Source organism: Limnohabitans sp. (assembly GCF_046052765.1).
GTDB lineage: Bacteria > Pseudomonadota > Gammaproteobacteria > Burkholderiales > Burkholderiaceae_C > Limnohabitans.
Genome location: NZ_JAVLFQ010000014.1, coordinates 1 through 24,592, shown reverse-complemented (window position 1 = coordinate 24,592; position 24,592 = coordinate 1). Strand labels below are relative to the sequence as shown.

The window sequence follows — 24,592 nt, the reverse complement described above, 5'->3', positions numbered from 1 at the left end:
TCTGCACACACAACCCATCAGACCTTTTCATTGCCATACATGACGTCCTCTAGCCTTTTAAAAGCAACTGCCGCAGGCAGTGCAACGGCGTGGATCAAGTGTTTACTGTCGTTGGTAATGACCTTCAGCGGGGTATGCGTATGCGCTGACCAAATCACTCATAAGCAATTTTTGTATGACGCAGACAACCGGTTGACATTCCAGGAGGTCGCCAGTGAAACGTTCGAAGAGTTTGACGGCACTATCCAGCGCCGATTTGAAACTGGCACGCTATGGATAAAACTTCATATCCATAGGCGCGGCTCAGAAGAATTGCATTTGAAATTCGATACGCCGACTTCAGACAAAGTCAGTGTGATCACGTTAAATACCGTGTCACAAGGTGGGTGGACCGAGACCGCTTTGCACAACGCCGATCTTGCAGGCTCGCATGTTTTGAAACTGAACAACAACATTGAACTATCGCAAGATAGCGTGGTGTACTTGCGCATTCAACCACAGGGCATCAGCGAATTCGCAGTCAGCGTCTGGCCTGAATCAGAGTGGCAAAACAGGCAACATAGTGAATCGCAATTAAAAGTATTTCAAATAGGTGTCGCCACCACTTTGCTGGTCTGGAGTTTGGTTCAATGGACGCTTTCTCGACAGCGTCTATACGCCGTCATCGGCTTTACTCTGGTATTTTTTTTAGGAAGACTGTTAACCCAGAGCGATCAACTAGCGAGCTATTTACATTTAAGCATCAAACAAAATCATCTTTTGCTACTGGTTTTTTCAATCGGTTATGCAATGAATGCTTTGTATCTGCTTCACCTGCTATTAATCAAACCAGACAAACAAACACAGAGAAAAAAGATTTTTTATGCGGCCTATTCAGCAACCGTACTGATTGAAATTTATACCCTTTTACTCTCCAGCAGTGAGTTAATACCTGCAACGGTAATGCTGTTTTTTGCTTTGTTAGCGCTGATCAGTTGGGATTTCATACATTCACTCCAAGACCAGTCTGTCCCACCCAGTGTCATGCGTTTACGCTGGGTAGTCTTGGCTGTGGCATTCAGCATTTTTGTCTTCAATGTGCTGTATGCGTTCAACCTGTCAGTCTTTGTTTCCCAAAATCAATTGCTACGCGACATTTTTGAATTGCTGTGGATTTTTTCATCCATATTGACCATACATTTGCTGACCTTGATTGATCGACATTCATTCACACAGCGTTGCAATGAAGCAAGCGAAGCCAAAAAAATTGCAGCACAAGAAACAAAGCTAAGAATGAATCAGCAAAGGTTTTTATCTATGCTGATGCACGAGATACGCACCCCCCTGAGTGTGATCAAAATAAGTACTGACATGATCATTCAAGATGCCCCTGCCATCAACGAAAAGCAAATATGGGTAGAACGCATTGATGTGGCGATAGACAATATCACCCAAGTTATTGAAAACTGTGTACAAGCAGAAAAACACGAAGAAGGATTGATAAAACCTCAAATCACCAGATTTCTGGTTGAACAAGAATTAGCAGATATGTCTAGCCAATACGCCCAAGCCAATACCGAATATGCCTCACGCATTGAAGTAGGCATGGACGCAAGCGACAGAAACTGGCTTCAAACCGACAAGCATTACCTTCGATCTATGCTTCTTAATTTATTGAGCAATGCTGTGAAGTACTCGCCACCATTCACAAAAATTTATCTGCGTATTTATAAAGTGCAACAACAATCATCAGCAAAAATGCTTTTCGAAATCGAAAACGAAATCGGTAAAGCCGGTGCACCAGACGAATCCCAGGTTTTCCAGCGTTATTACCGTGCGGAAACCGCAAAAAAATACGCTGGAACCGGCTTAGGTTTATGGCTTTCACAAATCATGGCCAAGCAACTAGGAACACGCATCAATATGGACTTGACCCCGCAAAAAACCATTCGTTTCCATTTCACACTCCCCATCATTCACCCGCAATAACCCATAAGGACAATTGACATGAAGTTACTTAACAAGGTATTTAGTGGCGCTCCCGCAGACAAAGGTCCCGCCAAAGACTTGCCATTACACAATATGCTTAATTTAAAAGATGATTTAGATCTCATCCCTCTGGATGAAATTGCTGCGGGCGATCAGAAAAACGATTCTCAAAAAAATGTACCCCCCGTTTTATTGAAACAGCATTTTGATGACAACTCTATAGAAAGTGAACTGGCTTATTTAGAGAAATATGAAAGAATACAAAATAATATAGATACGACTGAGCTCTATGATATTTTCAATGCCTTGCAAAGCATATCGACGTCCATCGCCAGTATGAATGAAACCAAAGGTAAACCAGACGATTTTTTAGAAACTTGGAAGCCTTTGCTTACCAATATTGAAAATTTCACAACAAAAAAGAAATTGCTGGAGTCCATCGAAGCTCAAATGAATCAAACGATCAACGAATTACGTGAAATACATCAAAAAATGTTTGATTCAATTGGTGTAGTCAGAGCCTACAACAGTGAAAGAGAAACCATGTATGCAGCCAGAAGAAAACTGGCTGATGATCTTGAGAAAAAACTGCGACTCTTTGAGGATCCCCACTGATTGAACACTTGGCCGCTTAGCGCATCAAAACATAAGAGCGCTGTACGACCCTTCTTTGATCAGCGGGTATTTCAAGTAATTTCTCCTTGAATCTGGTCATGTCATAGGCAGGCAACCAGGTGATTGGCTTTTGGGTGGCGACCACAATGATCCATTCAACCATGGAGTCTTTATCAAATTCTGCAGGTGCTATCCATTCAAGTTCCAATTTGTAACCAGGAGAAGGTGTGAGTGGTGGAACAGTCAAGGGTTGAGTCAAATAATTATTTTTATCAATTTCATTTGGGTATAAGCGAATGACATTGTTATTGAGAAAAGCTGTTCGCCAATTAAAAATACTGATGTACATGGGAGCAGTGGGTTGAATGCTGATCGACAATGCATCCCCTGGTCTGTAACTCATGTGATTGAGTTCAAGTTTCAAATCAAAATTAGGATCTGCAGTCAACGCAGGTGGATCTACATCAATAACCATCGAAACGGTACACACTTGTGCACCTTGAACTGATTTAACCACTTCTGAAATCACTTCGCTTTTACTGATTCTGCCCTCAACCAAGTTCCATGTTTGCCGTTTAAGCTCGCATCGTTTGTCGTCAGAGTTTTTGGAATTTTGGGAACAATACATGTGCTGATCAATAGACACTTTTTCGCCAGTGACTAAGGCTATGGCCTTGGCTTTGGCAGCCTCGCGTGCATTCTCACAAGCTTGGTTGCGTGACAAATCCGGGCCAAATAAAAAATCCGCTTTCACATCTACCGGAAAAGCAACAACACACTGCCATTGAAATAACAGTGTGAAAAATAACGCCGAACGTGTCATTGGCTTCATCATTAGGTAGATCATTTCATGACCACATTATGTTGACGGTCGCCAGTAAATTGAGGCTCCTGAATCTTATGAATACCCAGCGCATAGTGGGAAGTTTCCACAGACACAAAATCAGCCAACTCGCCCATCGTAATTCTCTTGTCATGGTTAGTATCTGCAGCCCCGCTCAAACCTTTCAAAAGATAGAAGCTGAAAATACCATGTTTCAACGCATCATCGCCGTACGCAGTTTGCGTTCGTGTTCCAGCTGACAAAATATTGATGCCTCCAGGTACCGCATCAGTCGTCATTTTCAATGTCACCCCGCGTTGATTCTGTACCAGTGATTGACCTGAGCGGTTGGTACCACTGAAACAGGCGTCGAGGAATACAGTCACAGATTTTGCGCCTATGCGTCCCACTTGGCTGAGTATGGTTTTTTGATTGATGGCGGTATCTTCAAGTAAATCAGTGTTTACATCAAATGGTAACCAGTATGAATATTTAGCGGGTTCTTGCATGACACCGTGCCCACTGAAATATATATATACATCCGTGCGCCCTGCGTTCAAATGAGCGGGTAACCAATATTTAAAAGCCAACAAAACCTCAGCTCGTTGGGCTTCAGAATCGATCAATATTTTGATATTACCCGGCGATATGCCAAGGTGACGAATCGCATGCTCTCGAAATTCAGTTGCATCATTTGCAGCATAACTGGCAGCAGGTAATTTCTTATAGTTTTCAACACCCAGAATAATGGCAACTGCGTCTCGGTACTTGGATGTGACAACTGATTCTTGCGCGTTCTTGTTGGAGGTTAAGGAGATATTTTCCTGCTGCGTACCTACAGTCTCATTTTTTTTTTTTGAGTTTCAGCTATTGCTATCTGAGTAGATTTATCAGTGGATTTGGATTCTTGGTTAGCTGCTGATTTACCTAAGAATTGGTTATTTGACCAAAAACCTGACAGGGCTGTACGTCCATCTGGGTACGAATACGTCCCTTTTCCACTGCGCTTGCCGAACTGGTATTGCCCCACATACTTCTCACCGTTGGCAAAGAAATAAATACCAAACCCGTGCTTCATGCCATTTTTAAATTCACCCTTGTAATAATCACCTTGGTATTTATCGGCAGTGAACTCTAAGATGCCTCTGCCTTCAAATTTTCCACGAACAAAATCACCTGCATATGAATAATCCGATTCGTCCACAATACCCCTGCACTCATGCCACTGACTGGTATCGCTTCCCTTGCAAGTGGGCAATGCTGATTGCGCTTGGGTCACTCCATATGGAAGCAATATCGCAGCAATAAAAATATAAAAGGGAACAAGAAATCTCTTCATGGATTGCTACCCAATGCGGAATTCTTGATTGATTTGGCGTGGGCCTGGTTTTGAAGATTGAGCAGCGCAAATTCCTTCTCTAATTTGCGTTTATCTTCATCCAGTGCCAGTTGCTGTGATGACAGCTTTTTACGAACTTCAACCAACTCAGCTTTGCGAGCCATGATTTCAGATGTTGTTTTAGAGGTATCCGTATGTGATACCTGGATAGCAGGCGGCGCTGGATTAGGTGGAGGTGAATATGGCGCCTCCCCGAATTGATCCGCGCCCCTTAATACGACTGGTGCATCAGAGACAGGTTTGGTATTGACAGGTGGTTGGGCTGAAGCTATGGCATTGAGCTTCTTTTGAACTCGGCTCTCCACCACAGAAGTCAAGATTTCCAAATCCAGCAACTTATCGTCAGCTTCAACTTGTCTTTTTGAAGCATCAATCTGTTGCTGTACAGCTTGAATACGCGATTTTTCAGCTTTCAACTTTTCATTCCATTTTGACAATCGCACTGTTTCTTGCTGTAGTGCCATTTGTTTGGCACGATCTTCACGCAACTGAGATTGAATGGCAACGGATTGAACCGCAGGATCAGGTTGGGCCTGCTGGATGACGGCCAATTGTTGACTGACTTGTTCCAACCGTGACTGAGCCAGTGCCAGTTTCTCATCCTGTTGCCTCAACTGCTCAGTCAATACCTCAGTTGTTTCAACCATGGCATGTGTTGTATGCGTTGATTTTTCAACCAGTAATGAGCCCAGGAATGCAATAAATGCAGTCATCAACAAACCGACAAGCCAGACCAACTTCATGGCCATACTCCTTAAAGCGATTATTTTGTATCGTTTCCAGATGATTGATTGGCCGCTTTCAATTCACGCGCGGCTTCAATCTCTTTTTCCAATTCTTCAAACGCTTTGGTCTTTCGTACTTTGGCTGCCATGATGGCGTTCTTTTTAATCTCTTTAGCCATGATCTTTTTCAATTCTTCTGTGGGATAACGCAAGCGAACATAAGTTTGGTACTCTTTCCCATTAGGAATGACAAGAATGCGATCACGCGTGTAACCACTGAGCGTGACTTCTGCAATCATGGTCTTGGTTACTCGCTCTATCTCTTTGCTCAAGGTCAGGTCATCGCCACCGTTAGTTTGAGACGCAATTTCAGTCATGCGTGATGAAATAACTTCACCCAAACTGTTAGTCAATAAGCGTTTGGCTGACATCATTGCCATATCAATGGACAACTGCATATCTACAGAACCCTCAGTAGCGGTCACATAAACGGCATCTGATCCTGAGTAATCCTGCAAAAACCATTCCGGTGATTTGCTGATATTGATCTCAACCATTTTGCGTCGCTCAGCTTCTTTGGCTGCTTCTAAGCGTTGTGCTGCTCCTTGGTCAGGTATAGATCTGGCAATAGCAGCGGTTAACATTTCCGATTCTGACTTGGCTGTTGACGCACAACCGGCCAGAAGACTTAATGAAACAACGCCCAACGTCAATATATTTGTTTTCAACATACAACTGCTCCGTGAATTGGTTTTGGATATTTACTGGAGAGTAATTTAATAAGCTGTTTTTAAAAAACCTGAGATTTCCTGATACTTTGATATATTTTTGACACAGCTAATTTTTATTATTTTTTTAATTTTTTGAATATGATTTATTTCAAATCAGGAATGCCATGATTCTGCAGGCCAAGGCCTCAAAGGTATTGAATGGTCTGATTCGGTGTTTATGTATCGATAAGGAATGCTTCGGCTTGAATATTGCTCCCTTTTCTCGAGTGTCGATATTTCGTTGACACCACAACCATGCCCAAGGCATGCTAAAGAGGTGATGCAATGCGTAAACAGAACGCTTTATTGTTTGTTTTATCTTTCTTGATATTTCCTGTCCACGCAGAAAATTGGCGATATTGCGCGGCCAATGCCCCATTGAATACGCCATGCAAAGCTTGGGTGTCCGCCTATTTGGCCGGACATGCACCCGAAATTGATCACCAAGAAATTCCCAAGTATGTGTCAGAGTCAACACTGTCGCAAACATTGAACCCGGTAAGCAGGGGCGATATGCCAAGCTTTGGAACCCCCTTACAAAACGCACTCCAACCATTTACCAAAGTGTCTTTGAACGTGATTGTCAGATAGAGATAATGCCCCAGTGAATAAACCTGACATTCAACCTCGATTTGGCAGACTGCTATTGGCTTGTTTTGCAGTGGCAGTGTTTTGCGGCGTACTGGTGTGGTTCACCAGTACTTATATGTTTGATTGCTGCGGTCCCTAAGCCACTCTGGCTTGCTGTTGTCGAGAGCTTATTGCAAACCTCAAGCTAAGCCAGATAGCTTGAAATTAACCCGTTTTAATATTTGAAATGATGAAATCTGCAGCCGCTTGTATGTGTTCTCTGGCTTGTATTTCTGCGTTGATGCCATCTCCGTTGATGATGAGTTGCAACAGTTTCTCATGTTGATCCCAGATATCTCTGGGTTTTTCATCTCGCATGAACACTTCTCCCATCACACGCTGTGTATATGTCCAATGCGCATCCATGGTGGGTGCCACCAATAAATTTTCTGACAAAGAATACACAAAATGATGAAATGCCATGTCAGCCGCAATGAGATCGCTTACCGTCCCGTTTTTCAACGCAGCTCTGCCCTTGTCAATCAAAGCCGGGCCTTTTTGAGCTGCTGCCACTGAATTACCCAATGCTGCTTGACGAAACGCCAAGCCCTCAATCACTGCGCGTATGTCATACATTTGCTTGATATGGTCAGGGTCTAACGGCGCCACAATCAATCCGCGTCCGGGGGCATCGCTAAGTAATCCTTGGTTACGCAGCAGCAGCAATGCTTGTTGAACGGGTTGCCTAGATACCCCCAACTCAGAGGCTATTTGCTCCTGAATGATTCGGACTCCTGGCTCCAATCTGCCTGATGCAATTTCCTGAAGTATGGCTTCATGCACCTGCTCGACGAGATTGGGTTGGACAGTCAAAATTTTCACAACGTTTACCTGTTTTTCTTGTCATTTTGAGTTTGGAGTTGCAGTGCGCCATTGCCTCTCGGCATCATCCCATGCACTCAGAGCTTGTAAATCGGGCACCCAAGCCAAGCCCGATTTTGCATCAGACGAAACAGCCTCCGGGGTAACAAGGACATCCAAAAGAGCTGGACGATTTTGCAAGGCCTTTTCAATCGCTTCTGGCAATTCCTCTACAGATGTCACCCGTTGCGAATGCATACCAAAACTTTTTGCCATGCCCGCATAGTCGGCAAACTGCAAACGTGTACCAACGACCTTGCCATGGGTTTCTTGTTGATCTCGAACTTCTATGGCCCAAGATCCATTGTTGGCCACAACAATCAAGACGGGGGCATGGTGTCGAACCGCTGTGTCTATTTCCATGGCATTGAAGCCAAATGCCCCGTCCCCTGTGGCAACCACCACAGTTCGTTCAGGGTGTATCAGGCTTGCAGCCACGCCAAAAGGTGTACCCACACCGATGCAACCCAAAGAACCTGGATCAAGGTAAGTGCTTGCTGGCAAACCCACGCGGGCAAACGAAAGGAAATCTCCGCCATCGGCCACCACGATGCTGTCCTGCGGTAAGGCATGTCGCAATGCCGCCAACAAGCGATTGGGATGCATCAAGCCATCTGTGCCAATCGGTGCCTCTTGCATGCTTTGAACCAATTTGTTGGCGCGAACCACATGCTGCTCTCTCAAACCAGTTACCCAAGCCACATCGGTTGCAGGCTTTTTGTCTTTGGCAGCAAGCATGATGGCGCGTAGGGACTGGTCGACATCGGCGAATATTTCGACCTCACCTCGTCTGTTGTCTCTTAGTTCTTGAGCGTTATCTGCCAAGCGTAAAAATTTGGCTTGGCCAAAAATAGCTGGAGAACCAAATGCAAGTTGGAAATCCAGTTTTCTACCTAGCGTGACTACCAGATCAGCCTGACCCATGACATTTCCTCGCATGGCGGCAACCACTGCAGGATGGTGCTCTGGAACCAATCCTTTGCTTTCACTGGTGTCCAGATAAACGGCTCCCAGCATCGTCAGTAATTGCTGCAAAGCAGGCCCTGCATTTCTTGCCCCTCTTCCTGAAATAAACAACGGGCGCTTGGCTTGCCACAGCAAGTCAACCGCAGCTTGTACGTCTAGCGGATGAGGTAAACAACTCTCTGCTTTGATGGGATTGAAAAATTCAGGAAGCATAGTCGCCGCTGCGGGTATTGCTCTGAGAACGTCTACCGGAAAATCCAAAAATACAGGACCGCTTTCTCCTCCTTGACCCATTGCACAAGCCAAAGCCTCGTTCAAGTTACCCAGCACCAAATCGGGATGTCTCACAGTCCTGGCCAAGCGGGTGATGCTCTTGAGAATCTCTGTGTGCGCCATGTCTTGCAAGCCACCTCGGTTTTCCTGCGCAGCTGGTGTGGTGCCCGAAAGCACCAACACACTGGCTCGCGCCACATGTGCATTTGCAATACCGGTGATGGCATTGGTCACACCCGGACCGGCGGTCACCAAGGCCACGCCTAACTTGCCCGTCAATTCAGCCTCGGCGTGGGCCATGTAGACAGCAGCCCGCTCATCGCGTGTGTCAATGATTTGTATGCCATGGGCATCCAAACGCATCCAAATAGGCATGATGTGCCCTCCGCAAAGTCCATAAACCCTTTGAATTCCTTGACTTTTCAGGAATCGGGCTATCAGGTCGGCAGTGTTGGCGTCTTTGAAATCAGTCATAGTTAGGTCAGGGTTAATACTATTCGCATTCTGAATTCAGAATACTATATTCCATATCTGGTCAGTATCAAACACCAAAACCTTTTTTTATTTTTCTAAAAGTGAGAAAACTACACAACATTTCAGACATGGTTGCCCACCATGCCCGTTTGCGACCTCAACAAATAGGTGCAGCGGACAGCCGCCGCCAACTCACCTATGCCCAATGGAGCGACCGAGCCAGTGGATTAGCTAGCGCTTTGCTGGCTCAAGGACTCAAGCCTGGTGAGCGCGTGGCGATATTGGCTTACAACCGCATAGAGTGGCTGGAAATATATGTGGCATTGGCACGCGCCGGCTTGGTAGCGTTGCCGCTCAATTTTCGTTTGGTCAGCACTGAAATTGCCTATATTTTGAAAGATGCACAAGTCAGTGCCTTGGTATGTGCGCAATCGTTACAAGACAAAGCCCCCAACCCCAATGAATTACCCGATGTTCGTTTGCGCATACAAATGGATGGTGAGCAGAGCAACGGTTGGCTGGACTATGAATCCCTGATTCAAAACGCCAGCCGTGCTGTTGCATGGCCTCATGTGGATATCAAAAGCATATGTGCATTGATGTACACATCAGGCACGACTGGTAAACCCAAAGGCGCTGTTCGAAGTCATGAAGCAAGCACGCTGATGGCGTATGCCACTGCCATGGAGATGGGCTTTACACGCAACGACAAGGCCTTGCTTGTCATGCCTTTGTGTCATGCCAATTCTTTGTACTTTGCCAACACATTCATCCATTTAGCTGCGTGCATCATCATTGATGACAACGCCAGTTTTGATCCAAAGAATCTTTTGATGCTTTTGTCAAAACACGAAATTACTTTTACGTCCTTGGTGCCTACGCATTACACCTTGCTGCTGGCATTGCCCGAAGATGTCAAGCAACAGTTCGCACCTCGCAGTGTGGCTCGCTTGCTGGTCTCTTCAGCACCGGCAAACGCGAGTTTGAAAAACGCCATTTTGGGTTTGTTCCCAAATGGCCAGTTGTATGAGTTGTACGGTTCCACCGAAGCCGGTTGGGTCACCTTGTTACGCCCTGAAGACCAACTTACCAAACTCGGATCTGTCGGTCGAGAATGGGCCGGCAGTGGTCCGATCAAACTGTTAGATATGCAAAGACAAGAAGTTGCAGACGGCGAAACAGGCGAATTGTTTTCATGCACCTCATATGCATTTGAAGGCTATTGGGGAGCACCCGAAAAAACCGCTGAAGCATTTGCACACGAGTGGTGTTCAGTAGGCGACATGGCCATGCGTGACGCCGATGGCTACATCTGGCTCAAAGACCGCAAGAGCAATATGATCATCAGCGGCGGTGAAAACATTTACCCCTCAGAAGTTGAAGGGGTTTTATGTTCTCACCCTGCGGTACAAGAAGCTGCAGCTATTGGTGTTACAGATGAAAAATGGGGCGAGACTGTGGTTGCTGTTGTGGTGTTGAAATCCGGCGCCGAGTGCAATGAAGACGAACTCAAGCAATGGTGTAAGTCACGGCTTGCTGGCTACAAACAACCTCGCCATTATGTTTATAAATGCAGTGATGACCTGCCACGCACTGCAACTGGAAAAGTCATGCACCGACGCTTGCGAGAAGTTATTCAACTTCCCACCAATGAACTGTCTATGACTTAAGTGAAAACCCGCTATCAACCCTTGTGATAAATCCTACAGAATTCAATTCATGTTTATGAAAACCACTGACCAAGTCAACGCAACTTGCCAACAATGCAATGTCAATAGCGATTGCGTTGACACGGTGCGCCGTCAAACCATCCAATGGGTGACTTGGGGAGGCTTGACCTCGCTTCCTTTCATGTCATCTGTTTCTCAAGCGCAAACTTCGCCCATCCTGTTGGTGGATGCAGATGCAGAAAAAGATTTCAAACCTTTGCGTCCAGCGGATTTAGCTAACGGCAAACCGATGCTTGTTTTTCCTTTTGACAGCAAGACAGGAACACCCCAAAACGAATCACGCTTGAACAAGTTGGTTGTCATCCGTTTGCCAGAAGATCAAATGACAGCTGAGACACGCGCACGATCTGCCTCGGGTGTTCTTGCCTATTCAGGCATATGCACACACCAAGGCTGTGAAGTCAAAACCTGGATGTCTAAAGAAAACGTATTGGTTTGTTACTGCCATTCATCCAAATTTGCATTGCTTGATAACGCCAAAGTGCTTGGCGGTCCGGCTTCTAAACCCTTGCCTGCCGTTTCTCTGGCGATGGACGGTGAGTTTTTGTCTGTTGTTGCCAGTTCCCCCGTTAGTCAAGGCTAATCACCTTGGTTTTTGCAAGACTCACTTACAGGAGATAAACCATGAGTCCTTTGTTAAAGAAGATGTCGATAGCAGTGATAGGAGCGTGTGCCTTGATGGCGCACGCCGATACCAAACTTGGCGCATATTCGCCAGTCACGGATGCCAGGTTAACCAACCCTGAGGCCAGCAACTGGTTGATGTACCGCGGAAATTACCAAGGCTGGGGTTACAGTCCGCTAGAAAAAATCAACGCTGGTAATGTGAAAAACCTGAGCCTGGCCTGGTCTTTTGCAACCGGAGTCACTGAAGGACACCAATCTCCCCCCATTGTCAACAATGGCTATATGTACGTCACCACACCCAACGGTCAGGTGATTGGATTGAACGCCATCACAGGTGAAGAGCTCTGGCGTTACAAGAAAGAAATCCCCGCAGATTTGCTGATGCTGCACAACACCAACCGCGGTGTGGCTTTGTATGGCGACAAAGTTTACGTGGCCACTGTTGACTCGCACCTGATTGCGCTGGACGCCAAAACAGGTAAGGTGGTTTGGGATGCCACCGTAGGCGATGTCAAGGCTTTGTCCTACATCACATTGGCTCCGCTAGCCGCCAAGGGTAAGATTTTGGTCGGCTCATCCGGCGGCGAGACCGGCGTGCGTGGTTTTGTGGCTGCATTTGATGCAGCTTCTGGTAAGGAAGCCTGGCGTACATTCATGACGGCTGCTCCAGGTGAACCCGGCGGCGACACTTGGCCTGGCGACACCCACAAAAATGGCGGCGCAAGCGTCTGGATCACCGGCACCTACGATGCCGCAAACAACATTGCTTACTGGGGTACAGGTAACCCCGCACCTTGGCCAACCGAAGGACGTCCTGGCGATAACCTCTACAGCACCTCAGTGGTTGCGCTGGATTTGGACACCGGCAAAATCAAAGGTCACCATCAGTACCACCAAAACGACGCATGGGACTGGGATGAGGTCAGTGCGCCTGTATTGATTGACACAGAAATCAATGGCCGCAAAGTCAAAGGCGCAGTTCATGCAGGCCGCAATGGCTACCTGTGGATGCTGGATCGTCAATCCAACGGCAAAATCGACTTTGTGAACGGTGTCCCTTACGTCTACAACGATGTGTTTAAAAGCATCGACAAGAAGACCGGACGACCCACCTATGACATGAGCAAAAAGCCAGGTATGGGTAAAGCAGTCAGCTTCTGCCCCTCATTGTGGGGTGGTAAAGACTGGCCTCCAGAGGCTTGGAACCCCAAGACCAAGCTGTTCTATATCCCTGCAAACAACCATCTGTGCTCCGAATTGCCAGCCGCTGACACGGCTCAATACAAAAAAGGTGACCTCTACATTGGTTACCCGATTGAGGGTGTGTTGGGCAGCTTGCGTTACCAAGGCGGCAAAAAACCCGACAGCATTGGCGAACTTCAAGCTTGGGATTTGAACACCGGAAAAATGGCTTGGTCACACAAGTATGACCGCGCTATTTGGGCACCGCTCTTGACCACAGGTGGCAACCTGTTGTTTACTGGTGGAACGAACGATCGCCTCTTCCGTGCGTTTGATGCGACCAGCGGCAAAGTGCTGTGGCAGTACAAAATGCCATCAGGTGTCACAGCCGTTCCTTCATCATTTGAAGTCAATGGCGAACAGTACATTGCGGTGCAAGCCGGTTGGGGTATCGATGCAGAGCGTATGCAATCCGGTATCAATACGCTTGACGGCTCTGCCACTGCTGTGCCTCAAGGCGGAACAGTCATGGTGTTCAAATTACCTAAAAATTAATTTGTTTACTTTGATGAGCTGAAAACTAAAACGCCCCGAAAGGGGCGTTTTTTTATGGCTTACAGACAATAGAATGTTCAAGTGGATAACATCAGATGCGCCAAAACCATAGTACGCTTTGTGCTAGCTTGGTTTGTCATGTCTGTCAGTGTTGCCATAGCCTCCCCTCTGGTTGCGCCAAAGGCCATGGATCTGGTCTGTACCACAGGTGGAACGATGAAGATCGTATCTTCTGACGATGCTGACAAGGCAGAGTCAACAGTCCACACCATGGACTGCGCCTTATGCATGACAGTGGGTATTCCTGTTGCACTTGCAGCAAATCCTTTTATCAAGCCCTCCCCCTTAGCCCATGCCCTGCACCCTATAGCGGCGGCTCATATCGCTTCGGCCACTGCGCCGCCTTTACCTTCTCGCGGACCACCCTTACTCTGAACTTCATCTGAGTTGATGGCTGAGCATTGATCAGCCATTGTTTTCATTTGCTGTATGCGCATACCGATGGGGTATGGGTTTGGAGAATTGATGTTGAGTTCAAAAAGAAATGAATATTTGAATTGGAAGCTTGGGTTTAGTCTGCTGTTGATGACAACACATGTGTTTGCTTTAGATGAGAATGCATTGGATGAAATAGTTGTGAAAGGTAAAAGAACCAACGACATCATGCCAACTTTTCCGTCTACTGCCATTGGCATTGATGCCAAAGAAATCACTGACACGGTTAATGCGGTAGACACCCCAGATGCATTGAAATATTTCCCCGGCTTGTTTGTCAGGAAAAGAGACGGCGCAGATTACAACGGTGCGCCTATTTCTTCACGAGTTTGGGGTAATGCTTACAGCGCAAAAAGTACCGTGACGGTGGATGGCGTGCCCATCACCAATCAAATTTTTCAAAATAACAGCTATGGCTCGCCCAAATGGTGGATCACGTCACCTGACAGTATTGACAATATCGAAGTGATGTACGGCCCATTTTCTGCGGCATACCCCGGTAACTCTGTAGGTGCGACTGTCAACATAGCCACGGCCATGCCCGAAACATTCACTGGTTCAGCCAATGTGACTCAAGCGATTCAGCATTTCAATTTGATGGGCACCAGTGATGACTACAGCACCACCGTAGCAAACGCTATGTTGGGAAATACCAATGGTGATTTATCCTGGCGAATGTCGCTGAGCAGAGAGGATGCGTATACCCAACCTAGGTCATTCATTTACAGCACGACAACAAGCAGTTCCTACAGATACCAGTCAAAAACAGACAGCAGTCCATCTGGGTACTATCAGGGTGCAGGCGGAATCACCCACGGCATATCAGACAGTTTGAGTGTGAAACTTGCCTACAAAATCCAGCCTGCATTAACGCTTGGCATTCTTTCCTCGCTATGGAATGGAAACTCTGATGCACATGCGCAGACCTACCTGAGCAGTTTTGCATCCACCAGTTCTGCAAATTGGCAAAACAGCAGTAATGCATCAGCCTATTACCTAGATCAAAAGCATTGGATGCATGCTGTGAGCTTGAAGACAAATGCAGATCAACCATCGTCTTGGGAATGGATGATCAGCAAATATGAATATGCCAACGACAAGCAAAGATGGTCGGGCGGTACAGCAAGCAACAGTGGGAGTAGCTCATGGTTTAACAGTGACGGCAGCATGAAAACATCCGCCACAGGTTTTATTGCAGACTATGGTGGCACTGGTTGGGTGAACACCGATTTCAGAGGTAATTACAAAATAGACAATGGAGAACATACGCTCAGCTACGGGCTGCATTACGATCAAAATAATTACAACTATCTCTTGACCTATGGTTATAACTGGTCAACCGCAAACAGCTTAGCAACCAAGCATACGATCGCACGCGGATCAAGTAAAACCAGCGCCATCTGGCTACAAGACTTTTGGAAAAAATCAGACTATCTGACGCTGACAGCAGGTATTCGATTAGAGGAATGGAAAGCCTATGACGGATACAACTATGCTTCAACGGGGGCATATTCGAACCAAACCAGTCAGAGCGCCACTGGTGCTTCTCCCAAATTGTCAGCCATGATCGACGGTCCGAACAATTGGCTGACCACCGCATCATTGGCCAGAACCACCCGCTTCCCTACGCTGACGGAGTTATATGGCATGACAAATTGTTTGACAACTGTTTCCACCTGCGCAGACACAGCTTATAAAACTACTGCAACCGCAAACTTAGATCCAGAAATAATCACTTCAGCAGAATTGAGTTTTGAAAAGAGTGAATTATTGAGAACTGTGCGTGTTACTTTGTTTGGCGAATCAGTCAAAGACGCGATATTGCAGCAATATGGAAAACTTTATCCATCAGTCAATCCCAACGGTTTATATCAATACTGGCAAAACACCGAAAAAGTCCATGCCTACGGCATAGAGTTAGCCGGAAAACTCAAGAACGCAGGCACAGACGGGCTTGATTTAAGTGGTCAAGTCACCCGCGTCTGGTCAGCCATTGATGAAAGTTCTTCGGTTGGCAGCACAGGTAAAAGTGTGGTCGGCAATCCAATTACGTATGTGTCTCCTTGGCGGGCAACGGTCATATCCACCTTCAGACCAGATGGAAATATTGTCTATTCAATAGCAGGACGTTACCAAAAAGCAGGCGCCTCTTCATTGGATAACAATGATGTCAAAAGAGATACCTACGGGGGATTTCAATCTTTCCTTGTGATTGATGCCAAGCTTAGCTATCAATGGGATAAGCACTGGAGTTCATCATTTGGAATAGACAATATTGGCAACAAAACATATTGGATTTACCATGCCTTTCCACAAAGAACCTACATATTGAATATGAAATATGTCCCTTGATACTTGACAGTACACATCAATACATGCAACAGAATAAAATTAATCACTTAAAAGGTAAATCATGAAAATAAAATTCTTTACATTCATTTCTCAATTTTTTTTATTGGTAGGACTGTCTATCACTTCTGCCGCCATTGCACATGGTTTTCAAATAGGTGATATTTCAATCCAACATCCCTATGCGATCCCATCTATCGCTGGCAGCAGCAATGGCGCCGTTTTTTTTAAGCATATCAAGAACGCAGGAAAAGAAACAGATCAACTGATTTCAGTAAGAACGCAGGTTGCAGAAAAAACAGAAATCCATGAAATGAAAATGGATGGGGATGTGATGAAAATGCGGGCTCTAACCAGCATTGATATTCCTGCCGGCGTGGAGGTATCTGTTGCCAAAGGTAACCCCAACGGCTATCACCTTATGTTGCTGGGTTTAAAAAAGCCTTTGAAAGATGGAGATAAATTTCCTGTGTGGCTGACTTTTAAAAAAGCCGGCGTGGTGGAAGTCGAGGTATGGGTTCAGCTACCTACTGACGTGAATAAGCCCGAGGAACACAAGCATTGATAACAGTAAATCCAAGGTTTCAATGGCATTTTTTGAAATTAAAAAGCACTATGCTCTTGAGTGAATATTGACAATGCTCAGCCGAATCACTTGTATGACATGCCTTTGATCATAAATTGAGGGTTGATATAAAGTTTCGCTGAATGTAATGTCTTCATTTTTTGATGCAATATAACGTGTTCACAAATTTCATTTTCATTGTCAACACCCCAGTATCGGACATGTGTAAGAGATTTAGATTTATAAATTCCCATTCCTCCAAATGCAGAATCAACTTCAAGCCAGCCCTTAAGTAAATTAAAATTAATGTTTTGCAGAGGCTTTAAATAAATGTCTGCAATATTGGGTTCGCTCAAGCTATACACAGCACGGTTCATTCTGATGCTGAAATCCTCTGGGATTAATTCGCTGTGACGCAGAGCCCACAAATCGTAATAAATTCCATCGTTTATCGGAAAGCAACCATCCCAGCATTCTTCAAAAGCCCAACTTGAAAAAAAACTTTCTAACTCCAACGATTCATTAAATACGCCATCTAAATCAGCAACACATATATAGTCATAGTTCAATAATTTGGCTTTATCTAAAAGAAAATTTCGGCAATAACTCAGTCTTTGCGTTCTCAGACTCATAGAAGAGTCTAAATCGCCAAAACTGTAAAAGTCTAATGGATAACTTTTTTTTAAATCATTTAAAAGATGCAAAGTATTATCTTGAGAGTTATTTTCAGCTACTATGAGTTTGTATTCAAGAAAATTGTCTCCTAGCTTTGACATGACCTCAATGGATTTTTGTAGGCTTGAATCACAGTTTCTTGCGCAACCTATAAAAACTATTTTTTTGCGTTTAATAAAATCTCTCACAACATTTGGGCTTTTAGGTTCATAGTAAACAAGCGAAACCTGATCATGTTCTATTAAAGCGCCACTGCATATTATTTTAAAATTAAAGTAATTATGTGGTCTATGAAAATTAATATCAACATATGTACCGCAAGAGGATTCAACTTTCAAGATTTTGTATGCGATACATCGTCTTTGATGGATCAATGATTCGATAAAGAATCGCAAGTTGAACTGATATTGAAACATTGTCATGTGTGATTGCATTAATTGGATCAGGTGGTAATTGAATCTCTTGTGCAGACACTTTGAATCTGACTACTTCCAATAAAGGAATAGTTAGTTGAAATCCCGCATTCAAGGTTCTGTTGTATTTGCCAAGACTTTCAATGACCCAGTTTTGGGATTGAGGCACGATGTTTATAGATAACCATAAGGCGACAATTACCAGAATTAATATAAAAATATATACAAATGTCGAAAATTCCATATGAACTCCAAGTGGCTTAAATCACCGAATAAACAGTACCGATACCAACATCGCATTCTTTTGCGTTTTGTTTGATACCCATTCCCTTTTCACGCAAAAGTTGAATTGCAGACTTCAACCCCTCGTTCATCTTGCTCGGTCTTCCCATCTTCACTTCCTTTGCCTTTGCACGATTCTGACCCGCAATGACTCGTTCACGAATCAGATTGCGTTCAAACTCCGCCAATTTACAGAAGATACTGAACATCATGCGACCACTTGAAGTGCTTGTATTCAGACCTTGCTGAAGAAACTTCAAGTCGATTCGCATTGATTGCGGTTCATTTGGCAGTTCGACAAGATTCTGGAGACTTCTGCCCAATCGGTCAATAGACCAAACCAGAACCATGTCAAAACGTCTCTGAGTTGCTGCTTTCATCATTTGATTGAGAGCAGGTCTCTCCGAACGACCTTTTTCACCTGAGATTCCAGTATCAACGAACTCGGTGACGATTGTGTATCCGCATCTCTCTGCGACTGCACGATGTTCTATTAGTTGATTCTCACAAGTCATTTTGTCAGTTGAGACTCTTGCGTAGATTGCGAGTCGTTTCATGACTTTTCCTTCTATTGGTTTGATAGGAGAAAGTTAACTGTCCAAGGGAATGAGTCAAGCAAAAGGCCAGTACAAAAACCCAGTGAAATAGTGCTTAGACAAAGAAAAAACCGCACCATACTTAAATGTGCGGTTTTAAGCACCTGACATGTGGTGAAAAAATGTGGTGTATGTAGTATTTCGTATTTGCGTAAGTCTTTGATTTTATTTAAGAAAATACGATTTTCAGTACTTGGCGGAAACGAAGGCTGCCATAGACCAAAATCAACATCTACCATCAATAGTCATTATCCTAGTATTCATGCGGGTTACAGAGGGATATTTGCACCAACGTCATTCAACTGATATCATTGAATTTTAATTTTAATGGTATGTAGGATGGAATGCCAATAATAGCTAAACCCCTCACAGATATTCAAGTCAGACGCATCAACCGTGTTGGGTGGCATGCTGTCGGCGGCGTTGCCGGACTTCTTTTGCAAGTGCGTAAACCCGCGAAGGAAGGTGCTCAGCTACCAAGATCATGGATTCTCAGGGTCAAAGTTGGAGATGACCGCCAGCCTATAGGTCTTGGCTCGTACCCTCTGGTATCACTTGCCGAAGCTCGTGAACAAGCGAAGAAAATGGTCATTGATGCCAAACTAGGCATCAACCTTAAAGCAAAGAAACGCGCAGATCGCAGTGCATTGTTATCCGCAGCATCCAAGAACAAGACATTCAAAGAATGTGCTGAGACATACATAGAAGCGCACAGCAGTGACTACAGCAGTGATAAGCACCGAAAGCAGTGGCCTAGCACCTTATCTACCTATGCCTACCCAATCATTGGAAACATGATGGTCGCAGACATCACCATGCGTGACGTGCTTTCGGTTTTAAACCAAGAAACCAAGGTCACTGAAACTGAAAAAGGAAAGCTCTGGTATGTCAAAACCGAAACAGCTAAACGCTTGCTAGGCAGAATCAAAACGGTGTTGGACTATGCAACTGTCAACGAGTACCGCACAGGTACGAACCCAGCACAGTGGACAGGTTACTTATCAACGCAACTGCCCTCCCCTAAGAAACTTCACAAGGTAAAGCACCAACCAGCAGTTCCCTACCAAATGATTGGAGACTTCGTATCCAAGCTTCGCAAAAACGGCAGCATAAGTGCAAAGACACTGGAATTTCTGTTACTTACAGCTGTACGCTCTGGCTCGGTTAGAAATGCTGAATGGTCGGAGATTGATTACGAAAAGAAGTTATGGGTCATCCCTGCCGGGCACACGAAAGGGAAACTTGAACACAGAGTCCCTCTTCAACCACAAGCTATCAAACTATTAAAGTCACTTCCGAAAATGGCGGGGACTAATATTATTTTTCCAAGTCCTACTGGTAAAGCACTATCAGATATGGCCTTAAGTCAATTCATGAAAGGGATGCGGGAACGAGGAGAACTAACCACAGAGGGCGTACCTCATGGATTGAGAAGCTCATTCAGAGATTGGGCTGCCGAGCAAACTGCCTACCCTGACGAAATTCGTAAAGCTGTATCGAGTCATAAACTGGGCGATGCTGTCAAGGAAGCTTATCAACGCACCGACTTACTAGAAAAGCGCCGTCAACTTATGTTGGAGTGGGGCAATTACTGCGACAAGGCTACAACACTCAAATCTGGAAAAGTTACCCCAATAAGGAGAAGCAAATGACAGTTGTAAATATGCTTCAAATAGAAATCAATGAACTGAATAAGCGCAACTCAGTTGAACGGAAGTTGAGGAAATTACTTGACAAATACTTATCACAAAACATACAACTCGAAGGGTCGAAGTCAGCAACAAAAGAACTGATAGAGCAATACCTAGCTGCCGTTCGAAGTCGAAACAAAATTAGACGTAACTGGCATCAAGGCAAAGCTCTTGAATGCGATATCGCAACACTGCAATGGATTTCTAAAAAAGAATTTAAAAAATTATTAAGCAATGAATTAAAACAAGCTTTGAAATTAACCACCAACGGCGATGAAGTTATAGAAAAGCAATCCATAGACGAACTCATAGATCAGATTACCGAAAAAGCTTACCAATCAAAACGGAAAGGATCACAACCTACAGAGCTAGAAAAAATAGTACAGATAATCAGAAAAGCCAACCCAGACGCAACCGGCAATGAGGTGATCACCGAGATGCAGGCTAACCCTAGCGCATACGGCATTATTGAAATTGATGACAAGAATTTAGTCATTAGGGTGCCGAATGGTATTGGCAAACAATATGTTGATAAGTCACGAAGCCTTATAACAGTTCATAACATCATGACTAAGCTAAAGCCCCCAAAGAAAAGTAGGAAATAGTTTATTCACGATTTACCTACTTCGTGAAAGTGTCGTCGACATTCCAGACTCCATTTTTTAAAGGAGCATTGAATGCCAACGAAAACCACCCTAACTCAACCCAGAGTTGCGTTTTTCACCCCAGAAAAAGTCAGAGCATTACTTGAGGTAATAGCAAACGGTAGTGGCGATGAGTTACTGAATCTACATGAGCTAAAGGCAACCGGCTCGCACCCATTTTCAAACTCGACACGCCACAGAAAAATTCGTAACAACGAATATCCGGCACCAATCAAGATATCACCCCAGATATGCCTCTGGAGGGTCGCAGATATCCGCGCATGGAGAAACGATCCAGTTGGCTTCAAAAATACAGGAGCCAAATAAATGACTGATTACTTAAAAAGAGCACTCTTAATGGTGGAGGCTGCTAAACCTGCTTCAGGGTTCAGACCAGAAACTCCGCAAGAATGGAATCGACTTCTCATCGCATTTGAGGAACTAGGCTTCGCAATGTATTGCGACCTCGGCAAGTCTACCAAAGAGGCTAGACGCTTAACCAAGCAAACCCACAGTGGCCAAGCTGGCTTGTTGCTGCTTCAAATCGGTTTTGGTGTGTACGACCATGAGTGACCAAAAAGTAGAAATCAAAAAACTTTGGCAAATCATCGGTACCAGCAGCACAACCGTTCTTGAGCTTAGGGCAATCTGGCCAACTGGCATCCAGCCAATTAAGCCGCCGCTGACAGTTCACTTTAGAGCAAGTGACTCCGGAGGTATTGACGCATGTAAATCTGAATTCGAGGCAGAAGCATTGCGATTGAATGCGCTCGGATACAACATCTACATAGTTATGAATCCAATCAACCCTACCTTCACGGGTAGCGCGGTAAAAGACGAGGACATCAGTTATCGCGATCTACTGCTGATTGACATTGACCGAGCACAAAAGGCAAAGCAACCTGCAACAGACGAGGAGGTGGAAGCTTCAAAACTGCTCGCCGACACTGTCATGGCTTACCTTGCGACAAACGAATGGCCTGAACCCATCAGAGTTATGTCTGGCAACGGACATCATCTTTACTACGTACTGCCTGAGGTTTCTAATGATGAGGATTCAAAGCAGAACGTGCAAAGTCTTCTGAAAATTCTCGCTGCTGAATTTGATAACGAAATCGTCAAGATCGACACCGCCGTGTTCAATGCTTCCCGCATTACAAAGGTAGTGGGCACAGTTGCACGCAAAGGCTTGGAATCAGAGGGACGCCCTTACCGCATGGCGAGGGTCATATGAATAACGATGGTCTCGAACTTATCAAGAAAACCATCGCTGCTCTTGAAGCAAAGCGAGCACAACTGCCGCCACATCAAACTCTCACAGCTGCGCCAAGCCCGTTAATGCAGAGTTTGTCAGGGTCTCCTCAAGAGTCACCTGTTGAGATTGCCAAACTTCAAAGTGCCCTTGCTTTTATAAGTCCGGACACTGATCGTGGTCATGGCTCGTTCTTTGGGGCAAATGGTTACCCTGAATCTGACATTTGGTTGGCTGTCATTTGGGCAATTGCCAGTATTGGTTGGAAGTTAGGAAAAGACATAGCAAAGAACTGGTCTCAACAATGCCTAGCGCGATATACCGACCAAGGGTTTGAAGACGCATGGAATGGATACAACCCAAATCACCCTCGCCACATCGGCATCGGTTCGCTTTACAAATTTGCCATGCAATTGGGCTGGCAGAACCAAGCGCCGTCGACACCGACAAATAACAAATACAAGCTTCTAACAGGTAACGACTTGCGGGTGTTACCGCCCGTCCAATGGCGACTTAAAGGCATCTTGCCTTATGAAGGTTTAGCGGCAATGTACGGCCCGAGCGCATCAGGCAAGTCGTTTTTGGGTTTTGATCTTGGTGTTGCAATTTCTAGAGGTGTCGACTGGTTTGGAATTCGGACCACGAAAAGCACTGTTGTTTATGTTGCACTCGAAGGTGAGTCTGGCTTTAAAAACAGAGTTGCGGCTTGGGAACTTGAAAACGGTCGCCCTTTGCCACCCGATATGTTTATGGTCTTACAGCCATTTCACATCACCAAGCCTGAAGACGTCAACGAACTAGCGGCAGCCGTTCCATATGGTTCTGTAGTTATTGTTGATACGCTAAATCGCGCAGCACCGACAAGCGATGAGAACTCCAGCAAGGAAATGGGTGAAATTCTTGAGGCATGCAAACACCTTCAAGAATTGATCGGTGGTCTTGTTCTATTGATCCACCATACCGGCAAAGACACCACCCGAGGTGCTCGTGGCCATAGTTCATTCTTTGCAGCACTTGATGGCGCTATTGAAGTTGAGCGAACCGCTACTCAACGTTCTTGGTCTGTGGCCAAAGCTAAGGATGGTCAGGATGGGAAAAGTGTGCCATTTGACTTGAAGTTGCATGTTCTTGGACTGGACACCGACGGAGATGAAATTACAAGTTGCACGATCGTTCCGGTGCAAGGGAACATCTTAGCTAAACCCCAACCCAAAGGGCAAAGCCAGCAATCAGCTTTGAAAACCGTTTCGCAACACATTGCATCATTAGTTAATCCGACGCTTGGGATTGCTGGAAGTCCTGCTAATAAAGTCTGTTTGAAGTTTGAGGATGCTGTTACCCATCTCTCTGGGACTTTGCATGGCAAGCCAAAGAACAAACGTAACAACGAAGCAAGAAGATTGCTTAAAGCACTCGTTGATGGTGGGTTTGTAGAAACAACGTTAGATGCAAACCAAGACGCTTGGTGCTGGGTTGTATGAATAAAAACTGGGAGTCCAAAAGTCCCACCCCTATAGGGTGGGTGGACTATTTAGACATTTGGGCCAAAACTAAAAAATCCAAATACAACGATTTAGACTTTTTGGACATCCTTCATACAACTCGAAAGAGTCGGCCCCGTACAAGGGGTACTGTGAGCGATAAAAACCAAGCCTAAACGAGCCACTATGAAGGTGCATTTCCAATGATGGCGACTAAAAATTTAGAACAAACTCTCATCACTCTCGGCGGACGAGTCTCGTGCCAGCGCTGTCAAGCCAAGTCCAAACGCACAAAGCAGCAATGTGCGGCCCCTGCCCTCAAAGGCAAACTGGTATGCAAGACGCATGGCGGGCGAAGTACAGGCCCAAAAACGGAAGCAGGTCGGCAACGTTGCGCTGATGCAAAGACAATTCATGGTTGCGAAACCCGCTCTGCCCGCCGAGCCCGTTCTGAAAAAATAGCCGAGCTTCAAATGCTTGAACAAACGGGCAGGATACTGGGTTTCATAACAGGGCCAAAGACGAGAGGTCCAAAGTGTAAAAGTAAGTTT

General features: G+C 45.2%; 26 protein-coding genes. 16 read left to right on the top strand and 10 right to left on the bottom strand.

Annotated elements, in window-relative coordinates; genetic code table 11:
• Nucleotides 1–39 precede the first annotated feature (39 nt).
• A complete protein-coding gene (locus AC9UG7_RS00910; RefSeq protein ID WP_509583172.1) occupies nt 40–1,968 on the top strand; it encodes a sensor histidine kinase in 1,929 nt (642 codons plus the stop codon).
• An 18-nt stretch (nt 1,969–1,986) separates the two neighbouring features.
• On the top strand, nt 1,987–2,583 hold the full coding sequence (locus AC9UG7_RS00905; protein WP_509583171.1) for a hypothetical protein: 597 nt from the start codon (nt 1,987–1,989) through the stop codon (nt 2,581–2,583).
• A 16-nt stretch (nt 2,584–2,599) separates the two neighbouring features.
• Here AC9UG7_RS00905 and AC9UG7_RS00900 read toward each other — a convergent pair whose 3' ends face one another.
• The 5 genes from AC9UG7_RS00900 to AC9UG7_RS00880 form a co-directional block, all read right to left on the bottom strand.
• Nucleotides 2,600–3,406 carry a DUF4384 domain-containing protein gene (locus tag AC9UG7_RS00900; protein WP_509583169.1) on the bottom strand — a complete coding sequence of 269 codons (807 nt, stop codon included), beginning with the start codon at nt 3,404–3,406 and terminating at the stop codon, nt 2,600–2,602.
• Nucleotides 3,407–3,426: 20 nt separating this feature from the next.
• Nucleotides 3,427–4,149: a caspase family protein gene (locus AC9UG7_RS00895; protein ID WP_509583242.1), complete on the bottom strand. Its 723-nt coding sequence runs from the start codon at nt 4,147–4,149 to the stop codon at nt 3,427–3,429.
• A 92-nt stretch (nt 4,150–4,241) separates the two neighbouring features.
• A complete protein-coding gene (locus AC9UG7_RS00890) occupies nt 4,242–4,745 on the bottom strand; it encodes a hypothetical protein (protein WP_509583167.1) in 504 nt (167 codons plus the stop codon).
• Nucleotides 4,742–5,548, bottom strand: a complete 807-nt coding sequence (locus tag AC9UG7_RS00885) for a hypothetical protein (protein ID WP_509583166.1) — start codon at nt 5,546–5,548, stop codon at nt 4,742–4,744. Before AC9UG7_RS00885 ends, AC9UG7_RS00890 begins: the two co-directional genes overlap by 4 nt.
• Before the next feature lie 20 nt (nt 5,549–5,568).
• A complete protein-coding gene (locus AC9UG7_RS00880) occupies nt 5,569–6,261 on the bottom strand; it encodes a hypothetical protein (protein ID WP_509583164.1) in 693 nt (230 codons plus the stop codon).
• Between the two features lie 324 nt (nt 6,262–6,585).
• Between AC9UG7_RS00880 and AC9UG7_RS00875 the strand changes: the two genes are divergently transcribed.
• Nucleotides 6,586–6,891 carry a hypothetical protein gene (locus tag AC9UG7_RS00875; protein WP_509583162.1) on the top strand — a complete coding sequence of 102 codons (306 nt, stop codon included), beginning with the start codon at nt 6,586–6,588 and terminating at the stop codon, nt 6,889–6,891.
• A 204-nt stretch (nt 6,892–7,095) separates the two neighbouring features.
• On the opposite strand, the gene AC9UG7_RS00870 is transcribed toward AC9UG7_RS00875, so the two are convergent.
• Nucleotides 7,096–7,752, bottom strand: a complete 657-nt coding sequence (locus tag AC9UG7_RS00870; RefSeq protein ID WP_509583160.1) for a GntR family transcriptional regulator — start codon at nt 7,750–7,752, stop codon at nt 7,096–7,098.
• A 21-nt stretch (nt 7,753–7,773) separates the two neighbouring features.
• Nucleotides 7,774–9,504 (bottom strand): 2-hydroxyacyl-CoA lyase, encoded by a 1,731-nt coding sequence (locus AC9UG7_RS00865; RefSeq protein ID WP_509583158.1) that lies wholly within the window; start codon nt 9,502–9,504, stop codon nt 7,774–7,776.
• A 128-nt stretch (nt 9,505–9,632) separates the two neighbouring features.
• Between AC9UG7_RS00865 and AC9UG7_RS00860 the strand changes: the two genes are divergently transcribed.
• The 6 genes from AC9UG7_RS00860 (at nt 9,633) to AC9UG7_RS00835 (ending at nt 17,007) form a co-directional block, all read left to right on the top strand.
• Nucleotides 9,633–11,174: a class I adenylate-forming enzyme family protein gene (locus AC9UG7_RS00860; protein ID WP_509583156.1), complete on the top strand. Its 1,542-nt coding sequence runs from the start codon at nt 9,633–9,635 to the stop codon at nt 11,172–11,174.
• 55 nt (nt 11,175–11,229) lie between these two features.
• Nucleotides 11,230–11,817, top strand: coding sequence for a QcrA and Rieske domain-containing protein (locus AC9UG7_RS00855; protein WP_509583154.1), 588 nt, complete (start codon nt 11,230–11,232; stop codon nt 11,815–11,817).
• Between the two features lie 41 nt (nt 11,818–11,858).
• Nucleotides 11,859–13,598: a PQQ-dependent dehydrogenase, methanol/ethanol family gene (locus AC9UG7_RS00850; RefSeq protein ID WP_509583152.1), complete on the top strand. Its 1,740-nt coding sequence runs from the start codon at nt 11,859–11,861 to the stop codon at nt 13,596–13,598.
• Nucleotides 13,599–13,679: 81 nt separating this feature from the next.
• Complete coding sequence (locus AC9UG7_RS00845; protein WP_509583150.1) at nt 13,680–14,033, top strand: DUF2946 family protein; 354 nt, start codon at nt 13,680–13,682, stop codon at nt 14,031–14,033.
• A gap of 90 nt (nt 14,034–14,123) precedes the next feature.
• The gene (locus AC9UG7_RS00840; RefSeq protein WP_509583148.1) at nt 14,124–16,445 is read left to right on the top strand and encodes a TonB-dependent receptor; all 2,322 of its coding nucleotides are present in this window, start codon (nt 14,124–14,126) and stop codon (nt 16,443–16,445) included.
• Between the two features lie 61 nt (nt 16,446–16,506).
• A complete protein-coding gene (locus AC9UG7_RS00835; RefSeq protein WP_509583146.1) occupies nt 16,507–17,007 on the top strand; it encodes a copper chaperone PCu(A)C in 501 nt (166 codons plus the stop codon).
• Between the two features lie 86 nt (nt 17,008–17,093).
• Here the strand turns inward: AC9UG7_RS00835 and AC9UG7_RS00830 are convergent, their stop codons facing one another.
• Genes AC9UG7_RS00830 through AC9UG7_RS00820 form a run of 3 tightly spaced genes read right to left on the bottom strand, consistent with a single transcriptional unit; the run spans nt 17,094 to nt 18,934 of the window.
• The gene (locus AC9UG7_RS00830) at nt 17,094–18,020 is read right to left on the bottom strand and encodes a glycosyltransferase family A protein (protein WP_509583144.1); all 927 of its coding nucleotides are present in this window, start codon (nt 18,018–18,020) and stop codon (nt 17,094–17,096) included.
• Nucleotides 18,010–18,339 carry an SPFH domain-containing protein gene (locus tag AC9UG7_RS00825; protein WP_509583142.1) on the bottom strand — a complete coding sequence of 110 codons (330 nt, stop codon included), beginning with the start codon at nt 18,337–18,339 and terminating at the stop codon, nt 18,010–18,012. The genes AC9UG7_RS00830 and AC9UG7_RS00825 overlap by 11 nt, the downstream gene beginning before the upstream one ends.
• Before the next feature lie 16 nt (nt 18,340–18,355).
• On the bottom strand, nt 18,356–18,934 hold the full coding sequence (locus tag AC9UG7_RS00820; RefSeq protein ID WP_509583140.1) for a recombinase family protein: 579 nt from the start codon (nt 18,932–18,934) through the stop codon (nt 18,356–18,358).
• A 383-nt stretch (nt 18,935–19,317) separates the two neighbouring features.
• On the opposite strand from AC9UG7_RS00820, the gene AC9UG7_RS00815 reads away from it, so the two are divergent.
• From AC9UG7_RS00815 to AC9UG7_RS00785, 7 genes are all read left to right on the top strand, one after another.
• Complete coding sequence (locus AC9UG7_RS00815; RefSeq protein WP_509583138.1) at nt 19,318–20,625, top strand: tyrosine-type recombinase/integrase; 1,308 nt, start codon at nt 19,318–19,320, stop codon at nt 20,623–20,625.
• Complete coding sequence (locus AC9UG7_RS00810) at nt 20,622–21,269, top strand: hypothetical protein (RefSeq protein WP_509583136.1); 648 nt, start codon at nt 20,622–20,624, stop codon at nt 21,267–21,269. The genes AC9UG7_RS00815 and AC9UG7_RS00810 overlap by 4 nt, the downstream gene beginning before the upstream one ends.
• 72 nt (nt 21,270–21,341) lie before the next feature.
• Nucleotides 21,342–21,635: a helix-turn-helix transcriptional regulator gene (locus AC9UG7_RS00805; protein WP_509583134.1), complete on the top strand. Its 294-nt coding sequence runs from the start codon at nt 21,342–21,344 to the stop codon at nt 21,633–21,635.
• Nucleotides 21,636–21,881 carry a hypothetical protein gene (locus tag AC9UG7_RS00800; RefSeq protein WP_509583132.1) on the top strand — a complete coding sequence of 82 codons (246 nt, stop codon included), beginning with the start codon at nt 21,636–21,638 and terminating at the stop codon, nt 21,879–21,881.
• Nucleotides 21,874–22,542 (top strand): hypothetical protein, encoded by a 669-nt coding sequence (locus tag AC9UG7_RS00795; protein WP_509583130.1) that lies wholly within the window; start codon nt 21,874–21,876, stop codon nt 22,540–22,542. Before AC9UG7_RS00800 ends, AC9UG7_RS00795 begins: the two co-directional genes overlap by 8 nt.
• Nucleotides 22,539–24,041 carry an AAA family ATPase gene (locus AC9UG7_RS00790; RefSeq protein ID WP_509583128.1) on the top strand — a complete coding sequence of 501 codons (1,503 nt, stop codon included), beginning with the start codon at nt 22,539–22,541 and terminating at the stop codon, nt 24,039–24,041. Before AC9UG7_RS00795 ends, AC9UG7_RS00790 begins: the two co-directional genes overlap by 4 nt.
• A 203-nt stretch (nt 24,042–24,244) precedes the next feature.
• The coding region (locus AC9UG7_RS00785; RefSeq protein ID WP_509583126.1) for an HGGxSTG domain-containing protein at nt 24,245–24,592 on the top strand (348 nt) is incomplete at its 3' end.

Excerpts from the sequence above, each read along its gene's own strand:
- AC9UG7_RS00815 (WP_509583138.1), top strand. The coding sequence starts at position 19,318 with ATGCCAATAATAGCTAAACCCCTCACAGATATTCAAGTCAGACGCATC.
- AC9UG7_RS00880 (WP_509583164.1), bottom strand. The coding sequence starts at position 6,261 with ATGTTGAAAACAAATATATTGACGTTGGGCGTTGTTTCATTAAGTCTT.
- AC9UG7_RS00835 (WP_509583146.1), top strand. The coding sequence starts at position 16,507 with ATGAAAATAAAATTCTTTACATTCATTTCTCAATTTTTTTTATTGGTA.
- AC9UG7_RS00790 (WP_509583128.1), top strand. The coding sequence starts at position 22,539 with ATGAATAACGATGGTCTCGAACTTATCAAGAAAACCATCGCTGCTCTT.
- AC9UG7_RS00910 (WP_509583172.1), top strand. The coding sequence starts at position 40 with ATGACGTCCTCTAGCCTTTTAAAAGCAACTGCCGCAGGCAGTGCAACG.
- AC9UG7_RS00890 (WP_509583167.1), bottom strand. The coding sequence starts at position 4,745 with ATGAAGAGATTTCTTGTTCCCTTTTATATTTTTATTGCTGCGATATTG.
- AC9UG7_RS00855 (WP_509583154.1), top strand. The coding sequence starts at position 11,230 with ATGAAAACCACTGACCAAGTCAACGCAACTTGCCAACAATGCAATGTC.
- AC9UG7_RS00885 (WP_509583166.1), bottom strand. The coding sequence starts at position 5,548 with ATGAAGTTGGTCTGGCTTGTCGGTTTGTTGATGACTGCATTTATTGCA.
- AC9UG7_RS00850 (WP_509583152.1), top strand. The coding sequence starts at position 11,859 with ATGAGTCCTTTGTTAAAGAAGATGTCGATAGCAGTGATAGGAGCGTGT.
- AC9UG7_RS00875 (WP_509583162.1), top strand. The coding sequence starts at position 6,586 with ATGCGTAAACAGAACGCTTTATTGTTTGTTTTATCTTTCTTGATATTT.
- AC9UG7_RS00820 (WP_509583140.1), bottom strand. The coding sequence starts at position 18,934 with ATGAAACGACTCGCAATCTACGCAAGAGTCTCAACTGACAAAATGACT.
- AC9UG7_RS00810 (WP_509583136.1), top strand. The coding sequence starts at position 20,622 with ATGACAGTTGTAAATATGCTTCAAATAGAAATCAATGAACTGAATAAG.
- AC9UG7_RS00840 (WP_509583148.1), top strand. The coding sequence starts at position 14,124 with ATGTTGAGTTCAAAAAGAAATGAATATTTGAATTGGAAGCTTGGGTTT.
- AC9UG7_RS00905 (WP_509583171.1), top strand. The coding sequence starts at position 1,987 with ATGAAGTTACTTAACAAGGTATTTAGTGGCGCTCCCGCAGACAAAGGT.
- AC9UG7_RS00795 (WP_509583130.1), top strand. The coding sequence starts at position 21,874 with ATGAGTGACCAAAAAGTAGAAATCAAAAAACTTTGGCAAATCATCGGT.
- AC9UG7_RS00860 (WP_509583156.1), top strand. The coding sequence starts at position 9,633 with ATGGTTGCCCACCATGCCCGTTTGCGACCTCAACAAATAGGTGCAGCG.
- AC9UG7_RS00900 (WP_509583169.1), bottom strand. The coding sequence starts at position 3,406 with ATGACACGTTCGGCGTTATTTTTCACACTGTTATTTCAATGGCAGTGT.
- AC9UG7_RS00825 (WP_509583142.1), bottom strand. The coding sequence starts at position 18,339 with ATGGAATTTTCGACATTTGTATATATTTTTATATTAATTCTGGTAATT.
- AC9UG7_RS00865 (WP_509583158.1), bottom strand. The coding sequence starts at position 9,504 with ATGACTGATTTCAAAGACGCCAACACTGCCGACCTGATAGCCCGATTC.
- AC9UG7_RS00800 (WP_509583132.1), top strand. The coding sequence starts at position 21,636 with ATGACTGATTACTTAAAAAGAGCACTCTTAATGGTGGAGGCTGCTAAA.
- AC9UG7_RS00805 (WP_509583134.1), top strand. The coding sequence starts at position 21,342 with ATGCCAACGAAAACCACCCTAACTCAACCCAGAGTTGCGTTTTTCACC.